The sequence below is a fragment of the Amycolatopsis keratiniphila subsp. keratiniphila genome (genome assembly GCF_001620365.2).
Lineage (GTDB): Bacteria > Actinomycetota > Actinomycetes > Mycobacteriales > Pseudonocardiaceae > Amycolatopsis > Amycolatopsis keratiniphila.
Map to the genome: position 1 here is coordinate 367,644 of NZ_LQMT02000007.1, position 26,366 is coordinate 394,009.

The 26,366-nt window shown below is 66.9% G+C and carries 17 protein-coding genes; 4 read left to right on the forward strand and 13 right to left on the reverse strand.

The genetic code is table 11. The annotated features are described in order from the left end of the window. Positions 1 to 16: 16 nt before the first annotated feature. From AVR91_RS06050 to AVR91_RS06075, 6 genes are read right to left on the reverse strand one after another with little or no spacing between them, the layout of a single operon-like run. Positions 17 to 1,504, reverse strand: coding sequence for a sugar ABC transporter ATP-binding protein (locus AVR91_RS06050; protein ID WP_063823154.1), 1,488 nt, complete (start codon positions 1,502 to 1,504; stop codon positions 17 to 19). Next, a complete protein-coding gene (locus AVR91_RS06055; RefSeq protein WP_063274799.1) occupies positions 1,501 to 2,541 on the reverse strand; it encodes an SMP-30/gluconolactonase/LRE family protein in 1,041 nt (346 codons plus the stop codon). Before AVR91_RS06055 ends, AVR91_RS06050 begins: the two co-directional genes overlap by 4 nt. Continuing rightward, positions 2,538 to 4,730: an ABC transporter permease gene (locus tag AVR91_RS06060; RefSeq protein ID WP_083737397.1), complete on the reverse strand. Its 2,193-nt coding sequence runs from the start codon at positions 4,728 to 4,730 to the stop codon at positions 2,538 to 2,540. Before AVR91_RS06060 ends, AVR91_RS06055 begins: the two co-directional genes overlap by 4 nt. Before the next feature lie 12 nt (positions 4,731 to 4,742). Then, positions 4,743 to 5,816 carry a sugar ABC transporter substrate-binding protein gene (locus AVR91_RS06065; protein WP_063274801.1) on the reverse strand — a complete coding sequence of 358 codons (1,074 nt, stop codon included), beginning with the start codon at positions 5,814 to 5,816 and terminating at the stop codon, positions 4,743 to 4,745. A 14-nt stretch (positions 5,817 to 5,830) separates the two neighbouring features. Continuing rightward, on the reverse strand, positions 5,831 to 6,841 hold the full coding sequence (locus AVR91_RS06070) for an ABC transporter permease (RefSeq protein ID WP_083737399.1): 1,011 nt from the start codon (positions 6,839 to 6,841) through the stop codon (positions 5,831 to 5,833). Between the two features lie 17 nt (positions 6,842 to 6,858). After that, a complete protein-coding gene (locus AVR91_RS06075) occupies positions 6,859 to 8,286 on the reverse strand; it encodes an MmgE/PrpD family protein (protein ID WP_063274803.1) in 1,428 nt (475 codons plus the stop codon). A gap of 747 nt (positions 8,287 to 9,033) precedes the next feature. Here AVR91_RS06075 and AVR91_RS06080 point away from each other — a divergent pair. Both AVR91_RS06080 and AVR91_RS06085 read left to right on the forward strand, forming a co-directional pair. Beyond that, the gene (locus AVR91_RS06080) at positions 9,034 to 17,406 is read left to right on the forward strand and encodes a SpvB/TcaC N-terminal domain-containing protein (protein WP_228709132.1); all 8,373 of its coding nucleotides are present in this window, start codon (positions 9,034 to 9,036) and stop codon (positions 17,404 to 17,406) included. A gap of 41 nt (positions 17,407 to 17,447) precedes the next feature. Further along, positions 17,448 to 17,816: a hypothetical protein gene (locus AVR91_RS06085; protein ID WP_063274804.1), complete on the forward strand. Its 369-nt coding sequence runs from the start codon at positions 17,448 to 17,450 to the stop codon at positions 17,814 to 17,816. A 366-nt stretch (positions 17,817 to 18,182) separates the two neighbouring features. Here the strand turns inward: AVR91_RS06085 and AVR91_RS43675 are convergent, their stop codons facing one another. From AVR91_RS43675 to AVR91_RS06120, 7 genes are all read right to left on the reverse strand, one after another. Then, positions 18,183 to 19,286, reverse strand: coding sequence for a LuxR C-terminal-related transcriptional regulator (locus tag AVR91_RS43675; protein WP_083737401.1), 1,104 nt, complete (start codon positions 19,284 to 19,286; stop codon positions 18,183 to 18,185). 71 nt (positions 19,287 to 19,357) lie between these two features. Then, positions 19,358 to 19,516, reverse strand: a complete 159-nt coding sequence (locus AVR91_RS43510; RefSeq protein ID WP_211282638.1) for a nitroreductase family protein — start codon at positions 19,514 to 19,516, stop codon at positions 19,358 to 19,360. Positions 19,517 to 19,528: 12 nt separating this feature from the next. Then, complete coding sequence (locus AVR91_RS06100) at positions 19,529 to 20,020, reverse strand: nitroreductase family protein (protein ID WP_211282639.1); 492 nt, start codon at positions 20,018 to 20,020, stop codon at positions 19,529 to 19,531. Between the two features lie 10 nt (positions 20,021 to 20,030). Then, complete coding sequence (locus AVR91_RS06105) at positions 20,031 to 21,191, reverse strand: acyl-CoA dehydrogenase family protein (protein ID WP_063274807.1); 1,161 nt, start codon at positions 21,189 to 21,191, stop codon at positions 20,031 to 20,033. A gap of 10 nt (positions 21,192 to 21,201) precedes the next feature. Then, a complete protein-coding gene (locus tag AVR91_RS06110; protein ID WP_063274808.1) occupies positions 21,202 to 23,112 on the reverse strand; it encodes an AMP-binding protein in 1,911 nt (636 codons plus the stop codon). A gap of 2 nt (positions 23,113 to 23,114) precedes the next feature. Next, positions 23,115 to 23,576: a MaoC family dehydratase gene (locus AVR91_RS06115; protein WP_037347224.1), complete on the reverse strand. Its 462-nt coding sequence runs from the start codon at positions 23,574 to 23,576 to the stop codon at positions 23,115 to 23,117. 37 nt (positions 23,577 to 23,613) lie between these two features. After that, complete coding sequence (locus AVR91_RS06120) at positions 23,614 to 24,507, reverse strand: HpcH/HpaI aldolase/citrate lyase family protein (protein ID WP_063274809.1); 894 nt, start codon at positions 24,505 to 24,507, stop codon at positions 23,614 to 23,616. 91 nt (positions 24,508 to 24,598) lie between these two features. On the opposite strand from AVR91_RS06120, the gene AVR91_RS06125 reads away from it, so the two are divergent. After that, positions 24,599 to 25,447, forward strand: coding sequence for an alpha/beta fold hydrolase (locus AVR91_RS06125; RefSeq protein WP_063274810.1), 849 nt, complete (start codon positions 24,599 to 24,601; stop codon positions 25,445 to 25,447). A 283-nt stretch (positions 25,448 to 25,730) separates the two neighbouring features. After that, the gene (locus AVR91_RS06130) at positions 25,731 to 25,916 is read left to right on the forward strand and encodes a hypothetical protein (protein ID WP_063274811.1); all 186 of its coding nucleotides are present in this window, start codon (positions 25,731 to 25,733) and stop codon (positions 25,914 to 25,916) included. Positions 25,917 to 26,366: the final 450 nt, after the last annotated feature.

Genomic DNA, 26,366 nt, shown 5'->3' on the forward strand with positions numbered 1-26,366 from the left:
CTAGGGGTAGTGAGGGTTAGTGCACGGCGGCGAACATCAGGCTTTCTTCGTCGGCTTCCTCGGGGGAGAATTCGGCGGCGATGCTGCCCGCGCGCGCCACGAGCACGCGGTCGGACAGTGCCTGGATCTCCGGGAGGTAGGACGAGATGACCACGACCGCGACGCCGTCGTCGGCGAGCGCGCGGATCATCGCGTGGATCTCGGGAATGGTGCCGAGATCCACGCCCCGCGTGGGTTCGTCGATGATCGCGACGAGCGGTTTGCGGGTCAGCCCCTTGGCCAGCACGACCTTCTGCTGGTTGCCACCACTCAGTTCTTCGACGGTCGCCTTGCCGGGTTGCAGGGTGCGCACCTGGAAGCGTTCGACGAACCGTTTCGCGACCGACTTGCGGTCACCGGGACGGTAGAAGAACGGCAGGCGCAGTGCGCTGCACAGGTGCCCGAGGTAGATGTTGTCCGCGATCGTGAGATGGCTGAAGAACCCCGAAGCCTTGCGGTCTTCGGTGATGTACACGATGCCGGCCTTGCGGGCGTGGCGCGGTGTACGGAAGCGGACCGGTTTCCCGTTCAGCCGCACCGTTCCGCCGCGCAGCCGTCGCCGCTTCATCACACCGCTGATGATCATCGCGGTCTCGCTGCGACCGGCTCCGACCAGCCCGTAGATACCGACGATCTCGCCCGCGTAGGCCGAGAACGCCATGTTGCGCACCACCGGCAGCAGCGTGACGTCTTCCACTTGCAGCGCCGGAACGGGTTCCGGCGCGCGGCCGGGCAGCACGCGTCCCATCTCGACGGTGCGCCCGACCATCATCTTGACCACGCGTTCCCGGGTGAATTCAGGGCGCGCCAGGGTTCCCTGTACGACGCCGTCCCGCAGCACCGTGATGCGGTCCGCCTGCTCGAACGCCTCGTCGAGCATGTGCGTGATGAAGATGACGCCGATCCCGCGGCGTTTGAGCCGCTGCATCGAGAGGAACAACTGGAGCCGTTCCTCGGGCGTGACCGAGGACGTCGGCTCGTCGAGGATGACGAGTTTCGCGTTCCGGTGGACCGCCCGCGCGATCTCGACCATCTGCTTCTGCCCGATGCCGAGTGCCCCGGCGGGGACGTCGGGCCGGATGTGAAAGTTGTGCGACTCCAGCAGTTCGCGGGCGACGACGTTGAGGCGCCCGAGGTTGTTAAACACCTTCTCGTCGCCCATGAACAGGTTCTGCGCCACCGTCATCGACTCGACGAGCGAGCCCTCTTGGTAGACCATGGCCACTCCGGCCTCGACCGAGTCGCGCGGCGTCGTGAAGGACCGCTTGCTCCCCTCGATCTCCAGCGTGCCGGAGTCGTGCGCGACCGCGCCCGAGATGATCTTGACCATCGTGGACTTACCGGCGCCGTTCTCCCCCAGCAGCGCGTGGATCTCCCCAGGCTGTACGTCGAAGTCGACGCCGTCGAGGGCATAGGTTCCGCCATAACGCTTGCTGACGTCGGTCAGCCTGATCACCGGTGTCACGATCGCACCTCCAGGAGATTCCCGTAGCCGCGCGCCGCCGCGAGCACGCGGCCGTCGCGCACGGCCACGCCGGTGACGCCGTGTCGAGCGCTGTCGACACGGGCGTGCGCGCTTTCGGCCACCCGGCCCGCGTCGTCCACCCGGAACACGAGCCCGCAGGAGCGAGCGGGCGCCCAGCTCTTCACCACGCCGAGTACGCGCAGCTGCCCCATCTGCATGGTTTCCGTGAACGGGGACCCTCCTCGCAGGCGGGGCACGAACCACTCCGCGGGATTGATCGTCCCGGTCATCTCGGCGAGCACTTCGGGCTCGTCGAGGAGCATCTCGGTCACCCGGTTGCGGATGTACGGCGCGGCGAACCACCGGCCGGACACGCGTCCGGGGTAGACGGGCAGATTCGCGATCAGTGCCTTCCCCGACCTGCCGAGCGCGTCGGGTGATCGCGTCTCGACGCGGTGCTCGAGACTGAGCGACACGAGGACTTCTTCGTCCGATGCCTCGATCCCCGACGGCCAGGCCAAACCTTCGGCCACCACCTCGGCACGGGTGCCGTCCACCCGCACGATCGCCCCGGACCGGTCCCCGGTGACCAGCGCCCGCGCCCAGTCCCGCTCCGTCGTCGATCCGACGGTGGCGAGCAGCGAACCGTCCGGCGCCACGGTCAGATCGGTCACGCAGGACGTGACCGACGCTGCCGTGCACACCTCGTCCGAAGAGGCGGCCGAGACGATCCCGACGCCGTCCACCGCGGCGAGGATCTCGTCACCGCGGACGGCGAGAGCCCCGACGCGGCCGCCCGTTTCCGCGACGCGCGCCACGTCGCCGCCGCGCAGCGCGAGGATCAGGTTTCCACTGCTGAACACCACGTCACCGGTGCCGGTGACCACGACGTCGTCCGGCTCGAATTCACCGGACGGCAGTAGCTCGGCCGCTTCGTCGAGCCGGAGATTCGGCCGCAGTCCGGTGTCCATGGGCGGCACACCCCGTCGCCGTGCCCACTTCGGATTGATCAGTTCCTTGAGCGTGGAAAGACTCATCGGGTCACCTCCGCGACCGGGCGCGCTCCTGCCGTACCGGGCACGGCCGAGGGATCGATGTCGCCGATCTCGGCCGGATCCAGTTGCATCCGCCCGATCCGGTTGTTGCTGACCCCGCACAGGTACAGATACCCGTCGCGTTCCTTGACCGCGGTGACCATCGGGTAGTTCTCCATCGTCTCGTCCCACAGCACCGAGAGGATCTCCCCGCTGTCGCTGAACTTGATCGCGCACGACACGTTCAGCTGCGGCACCACCCAGTTGTCGACGGACACCTCGCGGGTCATCCGCCGCCGGACCGACGGGTACCGGCCGAGCAGATCCGACATCTGGGTCCGCATGGCACACAGCGGCATCCAGTAGTTGCCGTCCGAGGAGCGGTTGATGTTGTCCGGGTAGCCGGGCAGGTTCTCCAGCACCGGTTCGAGCTGCCCTTCCTTGGGGCCGGAGATCCAGAGCCGGTCGACGCGGCACAGGCCGGTGCTGGCGATGAGGATCGACTCGCCGTCGTGGGAGGTGCAGACCCCGTTGGGGAACACGTAGTTCGACACGACCACTTCGGTGGTTCCGTCCGGCCGCACCCGCACGATCCGCCCGTTGGGCCGGAACTCGACCAGTTCGAGCAGGAAGTCCGCGGTGTTGGTCCGGGTGGAGAAGTCCGAGGCGTAGATCGAGCCGTCGGGCGCGATGTCGAGGTCGTCGATCGCGCGCAGACCCGAATCGTCGATCAGTGACAGCGGGCTGCGTTTGACCTGGTTGGCGACCAGTTCCGGTTCGCCGTCCTGGCCGATGCGGTAGATCCCCATGCCGCCGACGGCGACGACGAGCCTGCCCTCGGCGTCCCAGACGTGCCCGCACGGGAAGCCGCCGGTGCGGGAGAAGACCTCGCCCTCGGTGTCCTCGAGCCCGCGGAAACGCCACACCCAGCCACGCTGGTCGCCGCAGTACACGTTGCCCTCGGCATCGACGGCGCAGTCCTCCGCGCCACGGATCTTCCCGAGCCCGACCGGTGGCGCGTCGGTGAGACGCCGGTTCGGGGACCACACGGTGCCCGGTTCGGTGACGTCGATCAGCGGACCGAGGGACAGCCGGGCGGGGTCGATCTTCAGTTTCTCGACCGCGCGCTGCCGGTATTTGCCCCATTTCAGGTCCAGGATGGTGAACACGGCGAGCACGGCTGCGAGGACGACGGTGTAGAACGAGCCCTGGGCCCCGTCGGCGACGGTCGCCTGCTGGATGATCGCCACCACCGCGACCCCGACGGTCGCCCGCAACACCGAACCGCGGCCGCCCTGGATGCTCACCCCGCCGAGGACGACGGCGGTGAGCACGATGATCTCCCATCCGTGTCCCACGTTCGGGTCGGTCCGGGCCAGCCGCGCCGAGGTCAGGATCGCCGCGGTGCCCGCCAGCGCGCCGGACAACACGTACGTCCAGAACGTCACCGCGGTGACCGGGATGCCGTTGCGCCGTGCCGAACGCCGGTCCGAGCCGGTCGCGGTGACCCACCAGCCCCAGCGGGACCGGGTCAGCGCGAGATGCACGACGAGCAGCACCATCGCGAAGAGGAACCAGGCGGCCGGGACACCGATGATCCGGCCGGTGCTCAGAAAGTCCCACACCAGGGAGTCCTTGGCGATCCCGATTCGGGTGCTGTTCGCGTTCTGCAAGACCGAGGCAGCGCCGCCGAAGGCGATCAGCGTGACCAGGGTGGTGATGAACGGGCGCATCCGCAGGATCGCGATGAAGAACCCGTTGACCGCCCCGAGCAGGGCGCCGGTCACGATCGCCGCCGGGACGACCACGGCCGTCGGCCACAGCCACACCCGGTCGGCGACCAGAGCGCCGAGCGCGCAGACCCCGACCATGGAGCCGACCGACAGGTCGATGCCGCCGCCGACCAGGACGACCGTCAGGCCGATCGCCAGCAGGCCGAACTCGGCCATCTCGTCCAGCACCAGCGGTGCGTTGTCGGCGCCGACGTTCGTGGTCATCAGGACGTACAGGCACAGCGCGAGCGCGAGTACCAGCGGGACGGCGCCTTCCATCCACCGTTTTTCGAACAGGTCGGAGATCGTGCGGAACCGCGCGATCCTTTCGGTGGGCCGGCCGCCGGTCATGCCGAAGGCGTCGAGCCCGCGCCGCAGCGGGGAGAACCCGCGAGGGCGCACTGGAGACGAAGTCGTCATCGGTGCCCGTCCCTACTGGCTCTCGTAGCAGGCGATGGTGGTCTTGTCGATGTTGGTCTTGTCGACGATCGTGTCCGACACGTAAGCGACCGAGTGCGTGCTGCCGGGCTGCGCGCCGTTCATGATCAGGTTCTGCGCGGCGACCGCGCCTGCCGCGCCGATGCCCTGGACGTCGTAGGCGGCCGAGGCGGTCACCAGGCCCTGCTTCAGGGCGGCGCACCAGTTGCTGTCCGCGTCGAGGGTGTAGACGCCGACCGAGCCGGGCTGTACCTGGCCGCGCGATTCGGCGGCCTTGACCGTCTGCCCGACGGTGATCGAGTTGAGGTCGAAGGTGACCATGAAGCCGCAGAGCTTGCCCTGTTGCTGCTGGAGCACCGATTCCGCGGCCGCTTGCGCCTGTGCGTTCTGGAACTGCGAGTGGGCGACGAGGACCTTGTAGCCCGCCGGTTCCACGACGTCCTTGATCCCCTGGTTCCACAGGATCGACGCCGGATCGTTGCCGGGGCCGTCGATGATCGAGATCGTCTTCGGCGCGTTGCGGCCGTCGCAATCGGACATCGCGCGTTTGGCGATCGACTGGGCCGCACCGTAGACGTCGACACCGACGAAGGCGTCACCGAGCCGGGCGGACATCATGTTGAGCACCACCGTGTAGATACCGGCCTTCTGCGCGCGGTCGATGGCGTTGTCGAGCAGGCCTAGATCCTGGTTCTGCAGCACCAGCACGTCGGCGGCCTTGCGGGCGATCAGGTCGTTGATGGTGCTGATCATCCGGTCGCTGCTGAAGTTCGAGTCGTACACCTTGAACTCGGCGCCGAGTTTGTCGAAGGTGCGCTGCATCGTCGTGCCCCAGTTCTCCGTAAGCTGGTAGCCCTTGAAGAGGATCGGCACGAAGGCGATCTTCTTGCCCTTCATCGTGTCGAGCGCCTTCTGCCGCGCGGGCATCAGCTCCACAGTGGACCCGAACGCTTGGTTCCCGTTGCCGGACTGGGCTTCCGACGAACCGCTGTCGACGGAGCAGCTCGCGACGGCGGTGGCCGTCACCGCGGCCAGCGCGAGGGCGACGATCTTCTTGGTGAGTTTCATGGTTCCATTCCCGTTCACAGTTCGCCGGATTTCTCGGTTTCGTCGTTGCGCGGATGCAGCCACGCGTCGAACGCGATCGCGGCGGCGAGGACGCCGCCCCGGATCAGGTCCTGCACCGCGGTGCTCAACCCGTGCAGTACCAGCAGGTTGTTGAGCACGCCGACGAAGAGGGCGCCCGCGAGGACGCCGAGGATGGTTCCGCGGCCACCGGACAGCGACACCCCGCCGATCACGACCACCGTCAGCGCGGTGAACAGGATCGGGGCGAAGGACGTGACCGTGGTCTGCACGCTCCCCTGCAGGGAGACCGTGACGTAGCCGGCAAGCGCGGCCAGCAACGCGGAGAGCACGTAGGTGAGGATCTGCAGCGGCCGGACCGGGGCGCCGGTCGACCGTGCCGTCGCGAAGTTGTCCCCCATCGCGCGGATCAGCCGCCCCGGTGAGGTGTAGGAGACGAACAACCACGCGAGCAGGAACACCGCACCGGCGATCAACACCGGACGGGGCACCCCCAAGACCGAACCGCCGCTGAGCTCGGCCAGGAACGACGCGGGCGGCACGCCGTAGACGTTCTCGGTGAGGAACAGGATGTCGATGCCGCCGATGGCGAGCATGCCGGTCGCGAGCGTCACGAACAGCGCGGGCACCTCGAACAGGGCGACAAGGACGCCGTTGACCAGGCCGATCGCCAGCGCCAGCGCGGTCATCAGGGCGATCGCCTGCCATTCCGGCATGCCGCGGTCGATGAACGCCAGCGTCGCCTGGGCACAACCGAGTCCGATACCGGCCACGGAGAGATCGAGTCCCTTGCCGAGGATCACGATCGTCTGGCCGATGGCCAGGATGCCGAACGCCGCCGACAGGTTCAGGATGCTGGCGAAGTTCCCGGTGCTCAGGAAGTTCGCCGTGGTCAGGCCGCCGGCCAGGGCCAGCAAGATGGTGATCGCGAGGACCGGATAGGTCTGGTCGTAGCCACCCAGGCGCGCGCGAAGCGACCCGCGTGGCTTCGTTGCCACAGTAGTCATGGAGATCCCGTATTCGGTCAGGAGGGAAGGACCGGGCGGAGCCGTTTCGTGAACTCGGTGACGTCCTCGACGTTCCGCAGGTCGAAGACGGCTTCGATGACGGCGTCCGCGTCGGCGTCGGTGAGGACGTCCTCGACGTTGTGCCGGAACTTGGCGATCAGTTCGTCGTCGGTCATGAACGTCGCCGGGTCGGGCGAAGGACTGCCCTTCGGATAGGCGCGTTCACCGGTGAAGGTGGTGCCGCGGGCTTGCACCTCGACGCGGGATCGCCGCGCCGCCGGGTTGCCGCGCAAGGCCGCGGTGTAGTCCGGGTGTTCCCGGAAAGAGGCTTTCTTGGTCAGCTCGAGCACGGACGGGTCGAGTACCGCTTCCGGTGTCTGCCAGTCCTTGCCCGGCGGGATCCGGTGCGCGGCCATCGACAAGCCGTGCGTCATGCCGAACTGGGCGTCACGCGGGTTGCGGATGTCCTCGTTGACCCACACTGGCTGCAGCACGAAGCTCTCGCCCCACGCGTCGATGGCGTCGATCTCGTCCGGACGGATGTCGTGGGTCTCGACGATCTCGGTGAGCGCGTCGAACAGCGCGTGCATCACCCGGCAATGTGGATACGGCTTGAAGGACTGGAACGGGGTGAAGGTCCATTCCGTGCCCAGGCCGGCGGTGATCGGCGCCGGTTCCCACCGGGAGGTCCCGATGAAACGTGGGAATCCGTAGTCACGGTCGTCGAGCATCTCCCGGTCGCCGGTGTGCCCGAGTTCGGCGAGGTTCGCCGCGGTGACCGCCGACAGCGCCATCCCGCCGGCGAGCTGGTACTTGATCGTGGTCGACGGCGCGTGCATCATCCACGCCCGCTGGGTGTTGGTGGGGACCGTGGAACCCATGATCCCGAGCGCGTCGGCCAGAGTCTCGCGGGAGAATCCCTTGACCACACCGATCGCGGCGGCCGCGCCGAACAGCGTGCTGCTGTAGCCGATGACGTCGGGGATGGTGACGACACCGTCCTTGATGTCGCGCAGGTAGTCGGTCGCCTTGCCGATGCGGAAGGACATCTCGTGCGCGACCGCGATCGCGGTCAGAAGCTTCTCCCCGCTGCCCTGCAACGATTCCGCTGTCGCCAGCGCTCCGGGCAGGACGTACGGCGTCACGTGGCCGGGCGGCAGGACGGCGTCCTGGTCAAGGGCGTTGATCAGTTCCGCGTTGGCGAAGGCCGCACCCGGCACCGAGGTCGTGGTCCCCGTGCCCAGGATCGACGCGGGCCCCTCTGTGCCGCCGAGGTACCGGCCGTAGCCGACGCCGCGTTGAGCGCCTTCGTCGTCGAGGGAGGCGACAGCGCAGCCGAGCGAGTCGAGCAGGATGCGCTGGGACTCGCTCACCACCTCGTCCGGCAAGTTCCGGACTTCGGTATCTGCCGCGAATTCCGCGAGTTGCTCGATGATCGTCGGCATCTTCAGGGCGCTCCCTCGGTGATCTGTGCCACGTTGCGGGAGTCAGTGTGGCCGCCGATCGGCCCAGGCCACATCTGTCGCCGGTCGGAGTCCAGTTCCTACCGGCGACAGATTTCGCGGATTCGACTGGACAACCGGTCGCGCGCTTCTTAAGATGCGCCGTCGTTCAAGAACCGAATCGTCACTCGTTACCTGTTGGACGTGTGACGGTCGCGTGCTGGCCCTGCTCTCGGCAGAGCGTGATCGAGGCCTCGGCGCTGCCGGTCTCGCGCCCACAGGACGTCGCTGCGTGTACGCCGTTCGGACGCATCAGGCGGGCCATGCCGGCGGTGGCTGCGGTTGCGACCACGAATATCTGTCGCGGATCGGCGACATCGGTCCCGGCACCAGCAAATGCTTTGCAGGACAGGCGTTCCCTCCATACCGCGCACAGTTCTACGTCACGTCTCGCGAGAGCCCAGGCCGTCATCGATGGCGACACCACGGAAACGCCGATCCGGCTGTGGACGGGTGTTTCATCGAAATTTAATCGACTGTAGATACCTTCGCGGAGAGATCGATGTCTCGGCTTTCAGGTGTATAAGCCGAGCCCAGAGGGGATGCTTCGCCCGAATGCACTACTTGATCACGACCATTTGATCGATCGCGTTTCCGCGCGCATCACCGCTCTATCCCGTACGCGACAGCGATTGCTCTTCGACGGGACCACCTTTAGCTGAACCTGTTGATCCACAGGAGGGTCTGGGCATGTCTGCCATCGCGTGGGTTCGTCGTCCGAGTCGGTACCGCCATAAGGCTGTGGTGGTGACGTTGATCTTGGCGTTACTGGCGGTAGCGGTCCCGGGGGCTGTTCCGCCTGCCTCGGTGCGCGGGGCGGGGCAGGCCTCGGGGGCGGATGGGGCGGTGGCGACTCCGGAGCATCCGGAGGGGGCCTCGTTCGATCCCAATCAGATCAAGGACATCAAGGCAGGCGTTCCAGGCGCAGGGGTGAACCTGATCGGGCCACCGGCAGCGAACAGTGCGGGTGATGCGCGACTGTCGTATCCGTTGGAGGTACCGAAGGGACGGGCGGGTCTGGAGCCGAAGCTGGCAGTCGCCTACAGCTCGGCGGTCACGAACGGTTGGCTGGGTATTGGGTGGGACATCGGCACTCCGACGATCACGGTAGACACCCGGTGGGGTGTACCGCGCTATGACGCCGGCCTGGAGACCGAGACGTACGTACTGGCCGGTGAACAGCTCACACCGGTCGCTCACCGGGGCGAGTTGCAGAAGCGGACGGCGGAGAAGGTGTTCCACGCGCGGGTGGAGAGCCGGTTCGACCGGATCGTGCGACACGGGGACAAACCGGCGAACTACTGGTGGGAGGTCACCGACAAGCAGGGCACGCGGACGGTGTTCGGTGGCGCGGAGAACACCACGCTGGCCGACTCGTCCGGCAACGTCGCGTCGTGGGCGGTGCGCGAGGTCCGTGACACCAACGACAATGTCATGCGTTACCACTATGCCAGGGTGGAAGACGGCGGGACCACGAAGTCGACGGTGCCGGGCAGCAACCTGTATCCGCGCCGGATCACCTACACCGGACACGGTGACGCCGAGGGTCGGTATTCGGTGACGTTCCTGCGGGACCGTGACCGGGGTGAGCCGCGCCGCGGCGATGTGCAGATCGACGCTCGTGGCGGGTTCAAGAAGGTGACCGCCGATCTGCTGCGGCGGGTGGAGGTCAAGCTGGACGACCAGCTGATCCGGGCCTACGAACTGAACTACCGGACCGGCGCGTTCGCGAAGACGTTGTTGGCGTCGGTGTCTCAGTTCGGTGAGGACAACAAACTGTTCAACACCCACTTGTTCGACTACTTCGACGAGGTGCGCGACCAGGCAGGCAACTACAGCGGGTTCGCTGACGCCGCGGGGTGGTCGGTCCCGGATGACGACCTGGGCGTGAACATCCGTGAAGGTGAGGCGAGTGCGATCTCGGCGAACACCTCCGTCGGGTTCGGCGCGCACTTGTTCGCCGGCTACAACGTGCAGGGGCTACCGGTCAAGCAGGGTGGTGTCGGGCTGAAGGTCGGGTTCAACGCCGGCCAGTCCGATGGCCTGTCGGCGCTGGTGGACGTGAACGGCGACAACCTGCCGGACAAGGTGTTCCGCAAGAACAACGAAGTGCACTACCGCCCCAATCTGAGCACCCCTGGAGGTGAACCGAAGTTCGGTGACCCGCCGATCAGGTTGCGCGACCTCCCGGGGATCTCGACCGAGCGGACGCTGTCGGGCACGATCGGTGTCGAGGCATTCGTCCTCGCTATCGCCGCGCAGCTGGACTTCGTGGGGACCACGACCACGTCGGACCGGTTCTTCAGCGACGTCAACGGCGACGGCATCACCGACCTGGTCAACAACGGCGGCGTGTTGTTCGGCTACCTGGACGCCAACGGGCAGCCCGCCTACAGCCCGGATTCCACCCGCACCCCGGTGCCGATCGGCGGCGGGGCGGTGACCGGCGAGATCGTCGGTGACCAGACCGCGCAGTTCAACCAGCAGGTCGACAACTCGCCGCTGCTGGACTCGGTGCGCCGCTGGGTCGCGCCGTTCGACGGCACCGTCCGCGTCGACGGCCCGGTGCAGCTGACCGTGGACCCCTCGCCCGCGCGCGCCGCGTACACCAAAGCCGACGGTGTGCGCGTCACCATCCAGGCCAAGGACACCGAACTCTGGGCGCAACGAATCGGCCCGGACGACCACACCGAGTTCACCCCGGCCAATGTGTCGGCGATAGCGGTGAAGAAGGGCGACGCGCTCTACTTCCGCACACAGTCCATTCTGGACGGAAAGTACGACACGGTTGCCTGGGATCCGACGATCACCTACACCGACCAGGCGGCCGGTACGGACGTGAACGGGATGGCGAATACCGTGTTCCGCGCGTCGGCGGACTTCACGCTCGGCGGCCGCTCGTCGCAGGTGATGGTCCCGGTGACCGGCAAGCTCCGGCTGACCGGCGACGTTGTCAAGAGCAAGGTGACCTCGGACGACGTGACCGTGGTGATCACGAAGGGCAACGGGGTACACGCTCCGGCGGAGGTGTTTCGCAAGGTCCTGCCTGCCGGGTCGACCGGGACCACCACGATCGACATGAGCCTCCCGGTGAGCCAGTTCGAGAAGATGTCATGGCACATCAAGACCGACTCCCCGATCGACGTCTCCGCAGTGTCCTGGGTACCGAAAGCGCACTACACGGAGGCGCCGGGGGTGGAGTCGCTGGTCGATGACAAGGGTCAGCCGAGTCTGGTGATCAGCCCGCCGTTCGACGTGGACATGTATCCCGCGGATACCCTCACGGCGCCGCAGCAGACCTACAAGGTGACCAAGACCGGCAAGCTGCGGATCCGGCCGGGCGTGAAGCTCAACTTCGGCTTCACCTCAGGGAGCAAGATCGCGTTCACCATCAAGAAACGCGGCGGGCAACTCCTGGGCAAGCGGGTCGTCGACATCGTCAACGGGCAGTACGGCTCGCCCGGCCAGAACCTGGACGTGATCGTCCCGGTCACCGAAGGCGACGAGCTGTATCTCGACCACTCCACAACGGATCCCAACCTGTTCGGCTTGATCGCCGAACAGTCCGCGAAGGTCACCTACGACCTCTCTTCCCCATGGCCGACGTTCAGCCCGGCGCCGAGCGCGGCACACGGCTCCGCTCAGCAGGGTGCGTTCCCGCAGCCCTACCGCGGCTGGGGAGTGATCGGCTACCAGGCCAACCGCGACCGCGCCACCCAGCCCATCAAGCAGGCCGAACTCGCGATCGACCAGAGCTTCAAGGACGCCCTTCCCCGGGAACCCAAGGAAGCCGACATCCCGGCGTTCGCCGCGAACCCCCGGGTCAACATGCCCCGGCTGGCGATCTTCGCGCCGAACCCGGCAAAAGGCGGCTGGGCCGCGCAGGACGAGTCGTCCTGGTTCACCTCCACCATGGCGACCAGTTCCCGGCTCGGCGCGGACACCATCGACGTGGTCACCGATGCCGATGTCGCCGGTGACCGCACCGTGATGCGTCGCGGCGTGACCGGTCAGGTGTCCGGCACGCTGTCCGCCGGCCCGTTCGGGGGCACGGTCGTCGGTGGGATCACCGCGGGTTCCGTCGACTACGTCGACCTCAACGGTGACCGCTTTCCCGATGTCGTCGGCGCCAAGGAGATCCAGTTCACCGACATGAACGGCGGGCTCGGTGCTCGACGTGGCACGCTCGGTGGCAACGTCCGCGAGTCAGACAACTTGTCCGGCAACGTGTCCTACTCCGCCGGCAGTGAGGCCGCGACACTGGCCAGTGCGCAGGGCCTGGCCGCTCCGGAGGCAGGCAGCAGCAACAACACCGCCACCTCCGGCCCGGTCCAACCGGCACTCGGGATCGGTGGCAGCCTCGGCGGCGGCGAGTCCGATACCCGCGTCGACCTCGTCGACATCAACGGCGACGGCCTACCGGACAAAATCTTCGCCAACGGCGACGCCCAACTCAACCTCGGCTACAGCTTCGCCGCGAGAGAACCCTGGTCAGCGGGACCGATCAACGACTCCTCCACCCGCAACCTCGGCGTCAACCTCGGTTTCAACGTCGACAACTACGGCTTCGCCGGAGGCTTGTCCGCCGAACTGGGCACCTCTTTCACCAACGCGAGCATGCTCGACGTCAACGGCGACGGCCTCACCGACCGCGTCTTCACCGATGGCACCAACCCGATCAAGGTGGCCATCAACACCGGTACCGGCTTCACCGCGCCCACCCCGTTCCGCGGCAGCTTCACCGACATCGCTGTCGACAAGAACGCCACCCTCGGCGCGGGCGTCTACTTCACGTTCCCAGTCCCCACCCCGATCGGCACGTTCGTCTTCAACCCCGGCGTCAACGCCTCCACCGGCATCAGCCGTGCCGAGATCGGCCTCCGTGACATCAACGGCGACGGCCTGGCCGACCACGTCAAATCCACCCGGGACAACGAACTGCTGGTCGCGGTCAACAAAACCGGACGTACGAACCTGCTCCGCACGGTGACCCGCCCAATGGGCGGGCGCATCGACCTGGACTACACCCGCACCGGCAACACCCAAGCCACGCCCGAGTCCCGCTGGGTCATGTCCCGTACCACCGTGTCCGACGGCCATCCCGGCGACGGAGCCGACACCCAGCTCACCACCTACCGCTACGAACACGGCAAGTACGACCGGCTCGAACGCGAATTCCACGGCTTCGGCAAGGTCATCACCGAAACCCGCGACCCGGGAGCCGGCGACGCACTCTACCGGACCAAGACCGAGGAATACCGCACCGACAGCCACTACACGCGGGGGCTGCTTGCCCGCACCCTGACCAGCGACGGCGCGGGCAAACCGTATCTGGAGACCGTCAACACCTACCAGCTCCGTGACGTCATCGACGGCGGCCCGGCGCAACCGGCCAGTGTGTTCGCGCAGCTGACCAGGGTGGACAAGCACTTCTACGAAGGCGCAGCCACACCTGGTAAGTCCACCCATGTCGAGATGTCCTACGACGAGTACGGGAACCTGATCCGCTCGCTCGACGCGGCCGACGACGGCGCCGCCGACGACGTGGAAACCACCTACGGGTACAGCGCGTCCGACCCGGCCTGCCGGGGCCGCAACATCGTCGGCACCGCCAACCTGCTCAAGCAGCGCGGCGACGCGGTAACGCGGCACCGGGAATCCACAGTAGACTGTGAATCCGGCGCGGTGCGGCAAATCCGTCAGTACCTCACCGAAAGCGTTTCGGCCGACACCGACATGGAGTACTTCCCGGATGGGAACCTGAAATCGGTCACCAAGCCTGCCAACCAGAACGGCCAGCGTTACCGGCTGGAGTACGGATACGACACCATCGTCGGTGTCCACATCGAGTCCATCGTGGACAGTTTCGGGTTGCGGTCGGGTGCGACGCACAACCTCAAGTACGGCCAGCCGGAGCGCACCACCGACCAGAACGGTCAGCAGGTACTACGCGGCTATGACAGCGTCGGGCGCATAGACACAGTCACCGGACCGTATGAGATCGGGTCGGGCAAGGTCACGATCGACTTCGACTACCACCCTGAAGCCGTCGTTCCCTACGCCACCACCCGGCATCTCGACCGCGATGCCGGTGGCGTGCGCGAGGACACCATTGACACGGTCACCTTCACCGACGGCCTCAGCCGTGTCCTGCAGGTCAAGAAGGACGCGTCGGTCGCGGACACCCCGGGCGAGACACCGCGCGAGGTGATGGTCGTGTCGGGGCGGTCGACATTCGACTTCGTCAGCCGCGCAGTCGAGCAGTACCACCCGACAACCGAAGCCAAGGGCTCCGGCGACACCACGTTCAACAACGGCCGTGACGCGGTGGCCCCGACGAAGACCTCGTTCGACGTGCTCGATCGCACCACCCGGACGATCCTGCCGGACGGCGTGACGACAACGGAGGCGTACGGGTTCGGTCCGGACCGCGGCGGGGTGAAGCGGTTCGAGACGATCACCACCGACGGCAACGACAAACAACGCCGTACCTACGCGGATGTGCGTGACCTGATCACCGCGGTCAAGGAATTCAACCCGGCGGGCGGGCAGCCGGTGATCTGGACCAGCTACACCTACGACGCGCTCGGCCAGATCAGCACCGTGGTGGATGACAAGAACAACACCACTCGCGCCGAGTACAACGGCCTGGGTGCTCGTACCGTGCTGGAAAGCCCGGACACGGGGCGTACAGAGGCTCGGTATGACTTGGCCGGCAACCTGACCGCCAAGGTCACCGCGAACCTGCGTCAGGCAGGTACGGCCGTGGAGTACGACTACGACCACAATCGCCCGACGCGGGTGCGGTACCCGAACTTCCCTGGCAACAATGTCACCTACGCCTACGGCGCCCCGGGCGCGGCCGACAACACGGCAGGCCGGATCACGGAAACCCGCGACGCCGCGGGCACCAAAACGCACGCCTACGGCCCGCAGGGTGAAACCACTCGGGAAACCCGGATCATCAAGATCGCCGGACAAGCGGACCGCAGCTACACCACCGAGTGGCGCTACGACGCGTTCAACCGCGTCCTGCAAATGACCTACCCGGACGGTGAGATCCTGCGCTACGACTACGACACCGGAGGCCAGGTCACCCGCGCCACCGGGGCCAAAAACGGCAACGACTACATCTACCTCGGCCGGCTCGACTACGACAAGTTCGGCCAGAAGGTGCTGCAGCAGGCCGGAAACGGGGTACGCACCACCTACACCTACGGCCAGGACGACCGGCGGTTGGCGAACCTGAAGTCGCAGCAGCCCAACGGGTCGGACTTCCAGAACAGCACCTACACCCGCGACAAGGTCGGCAACATCACGAAGCTGACCAACACCCCAGACCCCGGCCAGAAGATCGGCGGGCCCTCGACGCAGTACTACCGCTACGACGACATCTACCGACTCGTCGGCGCAGACGGCGAATACACCAACAAGAACAACCAGAAGGACAAGTACACACTGGCGTTGGGCTACGACTCCATCCATAACACCACCACCAAAACTCAGCACCACGAGATCACCCCCGCCGCCGATCCGTCGCAGGTCTCCGCCACCCACCGAGCAGGCGTTTCGTCGCTGTCCGGCCCGATCAAGTCAGTCGCCGAGGCGACCGACACGGCCGGGGTGCAGGACAAGACCAGCTACGACTACGGCTACACCTACGCCAACGGAAAGCCGCACGCACCCAGCAAAGTCGGCCCGATCACCCACGCCTACGACGCAGGCGGGAACCTCACCGAAACGGTGGACACCACGGCCGGCGGGACACGGCGCCAGTTCGTGTGGGACGAGGAGAACCGGCTCGCTTGCAACCACGACACCGCCACCGGCACCATCCCCCAGAACCCGGCCGGTTGCGATGGCGCCACCGTCCGCTACACCTACGACGACAAGGGCGGCCGGGTCGTCAAGAACGGCGACGGCCTGCATCTCTACCCGAGCCGTAACTACAGCGAGCGCGACGGAACCGGGTTCAAGCACGTCTTCATCGGTGACAGCCGCCTGACCACCAAGACCGTCAAACCGGACACCACCCGCGAAACCACACAGTCCTACTTCCACGCCGACCACGTCGGCTCCTCCGGCTACGTCACCGACGCGCAGGGCAACGTCACCGAACACCTGGGGTACTTCGCCTTCGGTGAAACCTGGGTCCAGGAGCACGCGGGCCAGCCAGGCACCCCGACGCCCCACCGGTACTCCGGCAAGGAAATGGACGAAGAAACCGGCCTCTACAACTACGGCGCCCGCTACTACAACCCGAGAACCCAGCTATGGGCCAGCGCGGACCCCGCCCTGGCCGAATACCTGGACAGTGACGTCGCCGGTGGTATCCACGAACCCCGAAACCTCGCCACCTACACCTACGCCCACAACAACCCGGTCAACCGCACCGACCCCACCGGCAAATACGTCGAACTTGTCCCCGCGGTCCCCGCGCTCGCAACGCCCGCCGGCGTCGCCGTCCTAGGCACCATCACGATCGCCGGCGTGCTGTATGCCATCTGGAACATAGAAGGAGGGGGAAGCGGTCAGCCTGCCGGCTGTAACGGGAATCCGCCCCGCGCATGTCCGCCCACAAACCCAACGACGCCACCGGCGCCGACCACCGCAGCGCCGCCGAACCCCACACGCCCGCCACCACCGCCACCTGCTGGGACATCGGATGACGATGATGACGACGACTATGTCGATTTCGCCCACGGAGCCACCACGGAATCCGCGACGGATATCATGACAAACGGGCTCAGCAAGGCCAAATCCCTGCAGAACCTGGTCGGCTCCCAAGACCCCGGGAGTTTCTACACGATCCGCATCGACCCAGCTGACCCGATGGCGGCACTGCAAACGGCCGCGTCCTGGGGCTCACGCCACAAACCAGGACCCTGGAGTGTCTTGGTCTTGAGCCTCCCCGCGCACGCTGTCGAGTCCCTGGAGACGGCGGGGCTCCTCCGGACCGACTACACTCCGTATCAGTCGGTCTTCAAGCCGGAGTCGTTCCCCATAATCGCCATGTTGTTGGCCAGTGGCGAAGCACGTTGGTCCATATACCCCGCGGGGTGAGGTACGCGATGAATGAATCTCGAGCAGACAAGTATGCGGACATGACGATCCGGCTGTTCCACTTCCCCGATCCGGTCCTGGTCGAGGGGTGGTGGCGGAGCGACTGGCGGTTCACTCTCCCGGAAACAGCAGATACCTCGACCTTCGAGGTTCCGCTACCGCCGGAAGACTTCAGGGAGGCGGTCGTCGTGATCCGCACGACCGAAGGCGGATCGGAGATCACGGTTCGAACGTTCGACCGGAGTGGCCCCGAAATCGCAGTTTCGTTGATTACCTACCTGAGCCTGGTCGCGCTGAGGTTGAAGGAGGAATACGGCGACGAGGTGGCGTTCGAAGGTCATCGGGACCATCCGCTTTTCACCGTCTCACGGAGGCCCTCGGACCCCCCTCAGACCCATATCCGCGAATAGTGCAGGACCCGCGACGGAGAGGGTGCTTGGGGTCGCTTTGATCTGGGATGATCGTGGTTGCGAGGCCACGATCATCCCACTGCGATACGAGAACGCCCGCAGCATGGTCCGCCAGCGACGGACGGCTCTGGCGGACCACCACCTGCTCGAGCGGACGGGAATGAGGCCGGCGGCGGTGAACGGCAGCATCGACTCGGCTTGAGAGCGGATCACGACCTGGCTGCGCAGCCATGCGCCAGTCACAACGGCCACCCTCCGGCCCCCGCCGATGACATCCGCGCCATGCAGGACGCCGTGGGACAGCTGACACGCTTGAGCTTAAACTGAACAGTCCTCACGGCACCCAAGACCCGATGCAAAGACCGCTCAATTGGCATTCGTCCGGCGAAGCCAGCGGGAGACCGCCTCGGCTCGGTTGGCGGCGCCGAGCTTGCGCAGAATATGGGTCACATGGGATTTCACGGTCCCCTCGGAGATGAAGAGCCGCCCGGAGATCTGCTGGTTCGACGCACCCGCCGCGAGCAACCGGACGATCTCGGTTTCGCGCTGAGTGAGCCCGAAGTCCTCCCGCACAACCTCAGGCGCCCGCACAGGCGGACGACCGCCCGGCGCGACGAGCCGTTCTATCCCGGCAGCCACTGTGGACAGTCCATCCAGGATGGTCACCCGGGCCAGGATCTGGCTGAGCCCCTCGGCGAAAAGGTTGAGCATCGCGCGGTCGGTCGCGTCGACGTCGCGGCGCTGGTGGTAGCAGTCGCCGTGTACCAGACCGACCACCTGCCCCTGGACGGTCAGCGGCGCGATTCCGTAGGAGCTACAGCCGGAGATCCGGACTAGGTTCCGCGCGACGCGGGGATTGTTCTGCACGTCGTACACAAGCCCCGGCCTCGCCTGCGAGACTACGTCGGTCTCGACGAGTGTGCCGTCGAGCCGGGGCGGATTCGCCTGCCCTGCCGCGACCATCTCTTCGGCCATCCGCGGATCGCGGATGATGCACATGGTGTGCAGCTTCCAGACCGAATCCTCCACGCGCGACACCAGCGCGCGGTCGAAACCGAGACCACAGCATGCCTCGGGGGCGCGGGCGAGCAGCTCTTCGACACCGGTGACGTCACGGATCTCGGCCAGCGCGCCGCGCACCCGATCAAGCAGACCGGCGCCAACGGCGAGCCGGAAGTCCGTGACCGCTGATTCCGCCGAACGGATGCGGGCGAGCAACTCGGTCAACCGTCGCCGGCGCTCCGGCCGGACGTCCGGCCCGGCCGAGTGCATCGTCTCCGCGAGCACGGCGTCCCACATGGCCGACAGCGAGCGCAGCGCGTTCGCCGCATTGCCCGCCGGACCTCGCGGCGGGGTGAACTCTCGGTCGAGCACGGCGCCGACCTCGGCGGCAAGCTGTTCGAGCCGGGCACCGAGGCCACCGTCGAGCACTGCACCGCCGGGCGACCTGCGAAGACGTTCGAGCGTCATTGCTCACTCCACGACAAGCGGAAATACACAATATAAATTGTGCTCGCCAGACGGTCAACCCGGAGGCGGCCTCAGTCCCCCACCACGAACACGGTGTCGTCCACCGCGGCGCGCTCCGTCCGGAACCGGTTCACCGGCTGCTCCGGGTCCGCGTACCCGAACGAAACAGCGCAGACGACCAAGCGGTCGGCCGGGAGATCCAAGTACTCGCGGACGTGACCGGAGTGCATGGCGACCGCAGCCTAGGGAATCGTCGCGACCCCGAGGGACCGGGCCGCCAGGAGCAGGTTCGTCACGTAGCCGCCGCAGTCGATCGCGCCGTAGGTGCCCTGTTCACGATCAGTGGTCACGATCGCCACATGCGGTGCACCGAAGAAGTCGAAGTTCTTCATCCGCTGCGCCACGCGGGCGTCCCAGTCCTCCTTCGAGATGCCGAGGCTGGCGTAGAGGGCGTACCCGGCGGCGCGACGGCGATCGCGATAGACGCCGTGGTAGCCACCCGGCATTTCGAGATCCGACGTTTCCTCGTGGGTCTCGGCATGCGCGGTCAGGCTCTTCGCGAACCGCCGGGTCGCCTCGCCTTTCGTCACGTGGACCTGCCAGGGCTGCGTGTTGCACCACGAAGGAGTCCGCTGGGCGATCTCGAACATCTCCCGCATGACAGCGTCGGGCACCTGATCGGGCCGGTACGCCCGGCAGCTCCACCGGTCGGTGACCAGCTGCCGGAAGTCCACAGCGGTCACCTCAGTACGACCGCGGCAGGCCGAGCACCTGCTGCGAGATGTAGTTGCGCACCATCTCCTGCGAGAACGGCGCGTTGCGCAGCAAGCGGACCTCCCGCCACAGCCGTTCGATGTGGTACTCCCTGGCATACGCGTAACCGCCAAGGGTCGAGAACGCCCGGTCACACGCCTCGAAACCGGCCTCCGCGCCGAGGTACTTCGCGGCGGCGGCCTCCGGTCCGCACGGCTTCCCCTCGTCGAACAACTCCGCCGCGCGCATCGCCATGCCCTCGGCCGCCTCCAGCCGGATCCACGAGTCGGCCAGCGGGTGGGCGACCGCCTGGTTCTTCCCGATCGGCCTGTCGAACACCACGCGGTTCTTCGCGTACTCCGATGCGAGCTCCAGCGCGGCCCGTCCGAGACCGATGCCCTCCATACCCACCACGATGCGCTCGGGGTTCAAGCCGTCGAGCAGGTAGTAGAAGCCCTTGTCGATCTCGCCGACCAGCCGGTCCTCGGGCACGAAGAGGTCGTCGATGAACAGCTCGTTGGTGTCGATGGCGGCACGGCCCAGCTTGTCGATCTCCCGCACCGCGATGTGCTCACGATCCATGTCGGCGAGGAACAGCGACATCCCCCAGAGCGGTTTGTCGTCGCGGCGGGGCGACGTCCGCGCCAGCAGGAGGATCTTCTGCGCGTTCTGGGCGTTGGTGATGAAGACCTTCTGGCCGTTGACCTTCCAGCCGCCGTTCACCTTCACGGCCTTGGTCTTGATCCGCGAGGTGTCGACACCGGCGTCGGGCTCGGTGACGCCGAACGCCATCAGCAGTTCGCCGGAGGCCAGCCTGGGCAGGAACTCGCGCTTCATCTCCTCCGAGCCGTACTTGACGACCGGTGCGGGTGGGAAGACGTAGAAGTGGATGGCCGAACCGCCGCTCATCCCAGCACCGGAGGACGAGATCTCGTTCATCATCACGGCGGCCTCACGGAGACCGAGGCCGATGCCGCCGTATTCCTCCGGGATCATCGCGCCGAGCCAGCCGCCCGCGGCGAACGCCTTGATGAAGTCCCACGGGTATTCGTGCTTGCGGTCCTTGTCCAGCCAGTAGTCGTTGTCGAACTTCCGGGCCAGTTCCCGGGTGGCCGTCCGGACGATTTCGACGGTGTTCTCGGTTTCCGCCATTGCTGCTCTCCTAGTCTTCGTCCGCGAGGACGGGGATGTCTTCCAACGGCGTCGCCGGGTCCAAAGAGGACAGGTCGCCGACTGGCGTGCCGGTGAACCGTGAGCGGATCGCGCGGCGCATGATCTTGCCGTTCTTGGTCTTGGGCAACGTCTTCACGACGTACACGGCCGGCGCGAACGACTTGCCCGCGTTCGCCAGCGCCGTCGCGCGCAGGTCGTCGAGGTCGACGTCCTCGTGCCGGAGTACGACGAAGGCCACCGCGCGCTGACCGCGGCGTTCGTCGGGGGCACCGATGACCGCGACCTCCGCGACTCGCCCGTCCTTCAGCAGCGCGGCCTCGATCTCGGCCGGACCGACCCGGCGGCCCGCCAGTTTCAGCGTGTCGTCCGAGCGGCCGTGGATCACCCACGAACCCTCGTCGTCCACACTCGCCAGGTCACCGTGGACCCACACACCGTCGAACCGCGCCCAGTAGGCGTCGAGGTAGCGCTCCCGGTCCTGCCAGAACGCGTGCGTCATCCCCGGGAAGGTGTTGCGAACCGCCAGTTCGCCGATCGCGCCCACGACCGGTTTCCCGTCGTCGTCGAGCACGACGGTATCGACGCCGGGCAGCGGCCCGGTGAACGCCGCCGGCGCGGCGGGCAGGAACGGATAGCCGATCAGGATGCCTCCACCGACCTCGGTGCCGCCGCTGTAGTTGACGATCGGAATACGCCGCTTCCCGACCTGGTCGAACAGCCACCACCAAGTCGGCTCGTCCCACGCTTCACCGGTGGACACGAACGCCCTCAGCGTCTGAAGGGCATGTGCGGGCTGCTCCTCCGCGGACCGCAGGGCGCGGGCCGCCGTCGGGGCGATGCCCTGCACGGTCACGCCATTGCGCTCGACGACGTCCCACAGCCGGTCCGCCGTCGGATAGGTGGGCAGACCCTCGATCATGACGATCGTCGCGCCGAGCTGCAGCGGTCCGGCAATCAGCATCGGGCCGACCAGCCAGCCGAGGTCGGTGACCCAGCAGACGACGTCGTCGGCGTGCACGTCGAAGCCGTAAGCGAAGTCGGTCGCGGTCTTGACCGCGAACCCGGCGTGCGAGTGCACGATGCCTTTCGGCCGTCCGGTCGTCCCGGACGTGTAGACGATGGTGAGCGGGTCATTCGACTCCGTGGCCGCGGTCTCGACCGGCGCGGGATCGGTGTCCAGTTCGTCGTAGTAGACGTCGCGTCCGGCACTCATCGGCACGTCGATACCCAGGTGCCGGAGGACGACGACCGCGCGGACGGACGGCGCGTCGGCGACCGCCGCGTCGGCGGTGGCCTTCAGCCCGACCTCCTTGCCGCGACGGGTGGTGCCGTCCGCGGTGATCAGCGCGACGGCTTCGGAGTCCTGCAGCCGGGTGGCCAGCGCGTCGGCCGCGTAGCCGCTGAACGCCGGGACCGACACCGCGCCGAGCATCGCGATCGCCAGGAAGGCGACGACGGCCTCCGGGACGACGGGCATGAACAGCACGACCCGATCGCCCCGTGCCACCCCGAGCGCTGCCAGGTTCGCGGCGAACCGGCGCACCTGCTCGTCCAGCTCGGCGAAGGTCAACGTCCGGCGCTGTCCCGAGTCGCCTTCGTACACCACGGCGAGCTTCTCGGAGTGCGCGTGACGATGGGCTGCCAAGGTCGCGACATTGATCCGGCCGCCCGGGAACCATCGCGGGAACGGTTTGCCCTCGGACTCGTCCAGGACCTGGGTGAACGGCTCGGCGAACTCCACGCCGAGGTCGTCGACCACCTCGCGCCAGAACCACTCCGGGTCCGCGATGGCCCGTCGGTTCAGGTCCTCCACCCCGGCGAAGCCCCATCGGCGAAGCGCGGCCAGCAGGCGGCTGCGTTCCCGGACCGCGTCGTCCGGGACCCAAGCGATGTCAGGCATGGTCAGTCCTGCTTCACGGGACGCTTCATCATGAGCCCGGCGCGCAGCGCGTCACAGACGATCTCGTCGCGCTGGTTGATCCCGAAGTGCCGGAACATCACGATGCCGGAGTCGTCACGGCTCTTGGACTCGCGCTTGCTGACGATCTCGGTGCGCACGTGGATGGTGTCGCCGTGGAACACCGGCTTGGGGAACTTGATCTGCTCGAACCCGAGGTTGCCGAGCGTGGTCCCCTGCGTCGTCTCCGGCACGGTCACCCCGGACACCAGCCCGAGGATGAACAGGCTGTTGACCAGCCGCTGGCCGTAGATCGAGTTCTTGCTGTACTCGGCGTCCAGGTGCAGCGGCGCGAGATTCAGCGTCATTACGCTGAACAGGGTGTTGTCCGCCTCCGTGACGGTGCGGCGGGTCGGGTGGTCGATGACCATCCCGGGTTCGAACTCCTCGAAGTACAGGCCTGCCATCGGATGATCCTTTCGAAAATATTATATATGTCTGATGTCACGCGTGGATCGACAAGGCGTCCGCCAGTTCAAGGACGCCTTCGGCCGTCTTCACGTGCGCGATGTCGATGTGCTGCCCCTCGAAGTCGACGGCCGCACTACCCGCGGCCTCCGCCTCGCGGAACGCGGCGATCATCCGACGGGCCTGGTCGACCTCCTCCGGCGAGGGCGAGAACACCTCATTGCCCACCGCCACATGCGACGGATGGATCGCGACCAGGCCCCGGTACCCGAGCCCGCGGTTGTCCAGGCAGAACCGGCGGCAGCCGTCCAGATCCTTGATGTCCTGCCACACTCCGACCACCGGGTGGTGCAGGCCGTTCGATCGGGCAGCGAGCACCAGCCGGCTGCGCAGGTAGAGCGTCTCCAGGCCGGCCGGGGTGAACTCGAACCCGAGTTCCCGTCCGACGTCGGCGTTCGGCCCCGTGGCACCCAGCAACGACGCCACCCTCGGGCTGGCGGCAGCGATTTCCTCGCAGTGCGCCATCGACGTGGCCGTCTCGAAGCTCAGGATCAGCTTCACCGAACCTGGTTCGAGTCCGTCCCGTTGCTCGAGATGGGTCAGGACGCCGTCGAGGCGGACGATCTCCCGCGCGGTGAACACCTTCGCGAGAAACAACCCTGCCAGGCCGGGGCGGACGGCCGCTTCGAGGTCGGCGCTCAGCAGGCCACTCACCTCGGGATTGGCGCGCACCCACAGGTCGGGGCGCACCCCGTCCGCGGTCAGCCGGTCGATCGTGCCGGCGACGGTCTTGCGCGCCTGATCCTTCTCGGCGGCCGGGACCGAGTCCTCGAGGTCGAGGATCAAGGCGTCCGCCCCCGAGGCGATGCCCTTGTCCGCCCAGGCCGCCTTGTGGCCGGGGACGAAGAGCATCGAGCGATACGGTTTCATCGTGCGTCTCCCTTGACTTCCTCGAAGCAGTTCGCCGTCGTTAAATATAAAATATATACTACGGCCCGTTCTGAAGCGAGAGGCGACCGACATGCTCCACCAGGAGACGACCACCTTCCAAGGCGCACACGGACTCCGGCTCAGCGCCGACCGGTGGGAACTCCCCGGTTCCGAACGCGGCACCGTCCTGCTACTGCATGGCGGCGGCCAAACCCGGCACTCCTGGACCCTCACCGCGCGCTCCCTCGCCGGAGACGGCTGGCAGACCTGGACGATCGACACCCGCGGCCACGGCGACAGCGAATGGTCACCGGACGGCCTCTACACCCTCGACGACTTCACCGCCGACCTCTACGCGATCGTGGCCCAGCTGGGCACGAGGCCTGTGGTGGTCGGGGCATCGCTGGGCGGGCGCACCGCCCTCACCGCCGAGGGTGAACGCCCCGGAACCCTGGCCGGGCTCGTCCTGGTCGACATCACCCATCGCACCGAGCAGTCCGGACAGTCCCGCGTCAAGCGATTCATGACCGGTGCGCCGCACGGGTTCGCCACCCTCGAAGAGGCCGCGGACGCCATTTCCGCCTACCGACCGGGACGACCACGCCACCGCAGCCTCGACGGCCTCAAGCGCAACCTGCGCCGACGTGAGGACGGGCGCTGGTATTGGCATTGGGATCCCCAGTTCCTCGGCTCCACCGCCGACGCGGGGCACTACTCCCCCGAACGGCTCAGGCGCGCGGCACGCGGGATCGCGATACCGACCCTGTTGGTGCGCGGCCTGCACTCGGACATCGTGACCGCCGAGTCCGCGGCGGAATTCCTCGACCTCGTCCCCACCGCACGCGAGGTCGGGGTCGCCGCCGGGCACATGATCACCGGCGACGACAACGACGTCTTCACCTCGCACCTGCAAGAGTTCCTGACCCACGACGTGACCTGACCCTCCGGTTGATGGTCCGCGAAGGCCTCCTTCCCTACCCTGAGGGTTGGGGAAGTCAAGTTGCAACTGACGCACCGAAAGCCTTATCGACATTTCCACAGCTCACAGGCACTGTTGCAACGGAGCGAGGTGGTGGTGGTGTGCACACGCCTACCACCTACTCCACTAGCCTTTCGATCTCGTTGACGCGCCACACGAGTCACGCGGAGTTCAGCGGCGGCGGATCATCGACGCGGCCGGGCTGACGAGTTCACCTACGAGGGCGTGGCCGCAACACTGCCCCATGACGTCGGCCCGCCGATGCGTGGAACGTCGACGACGTCCGAGCAACCGACAGCAGGACGACAAGGACGCCTTCCTCGCCGCCGCCGGTCTCGTCGTCATCGGGGACAAGTACCTCGACGGCTACGCCACCGCGGAACTGCTCGGCGTCACCATGCCCGAACCCGACGACACCGAGAGGGGGTGAACTGAATGCCTCCACGCACGCGACAGACCGCTGGCGCAGCCAAGCGACGCGGCACCGCACGCAAGAAGGCCACCACCGCCCCCAAGGCCAAAGGGACGGGGCAAGGCGTCCAGCGGCTCCAGCTAGTGCACTAGCGCCAGTGTCGCTACCTTGCGCTAGAGTCCGCTAGTCGGGCTTACTGACTTACTGACTTACTGATTTAAGTATCAGCGAATCAGTGTTCCCTGACAGAAGGGGCGGACACCCAAGGGTGCCCGCCCCCAAGGGCCTAGTGGCCGGTGGCTTTCCAGATCACTAGGCCCAGCGCGATCAACTGCGTGAGCAGTTGAATCCACGGTATGCCGCGGCCCCAGTTAGGGCTGGGGTCGCGGTTACCGTCGCCATCCTTCGGCATCCTCCGTGCGTCCTTTCCTCCTGGCCCGGGCTCTCCCCGGACTACCCCTTCCGGCG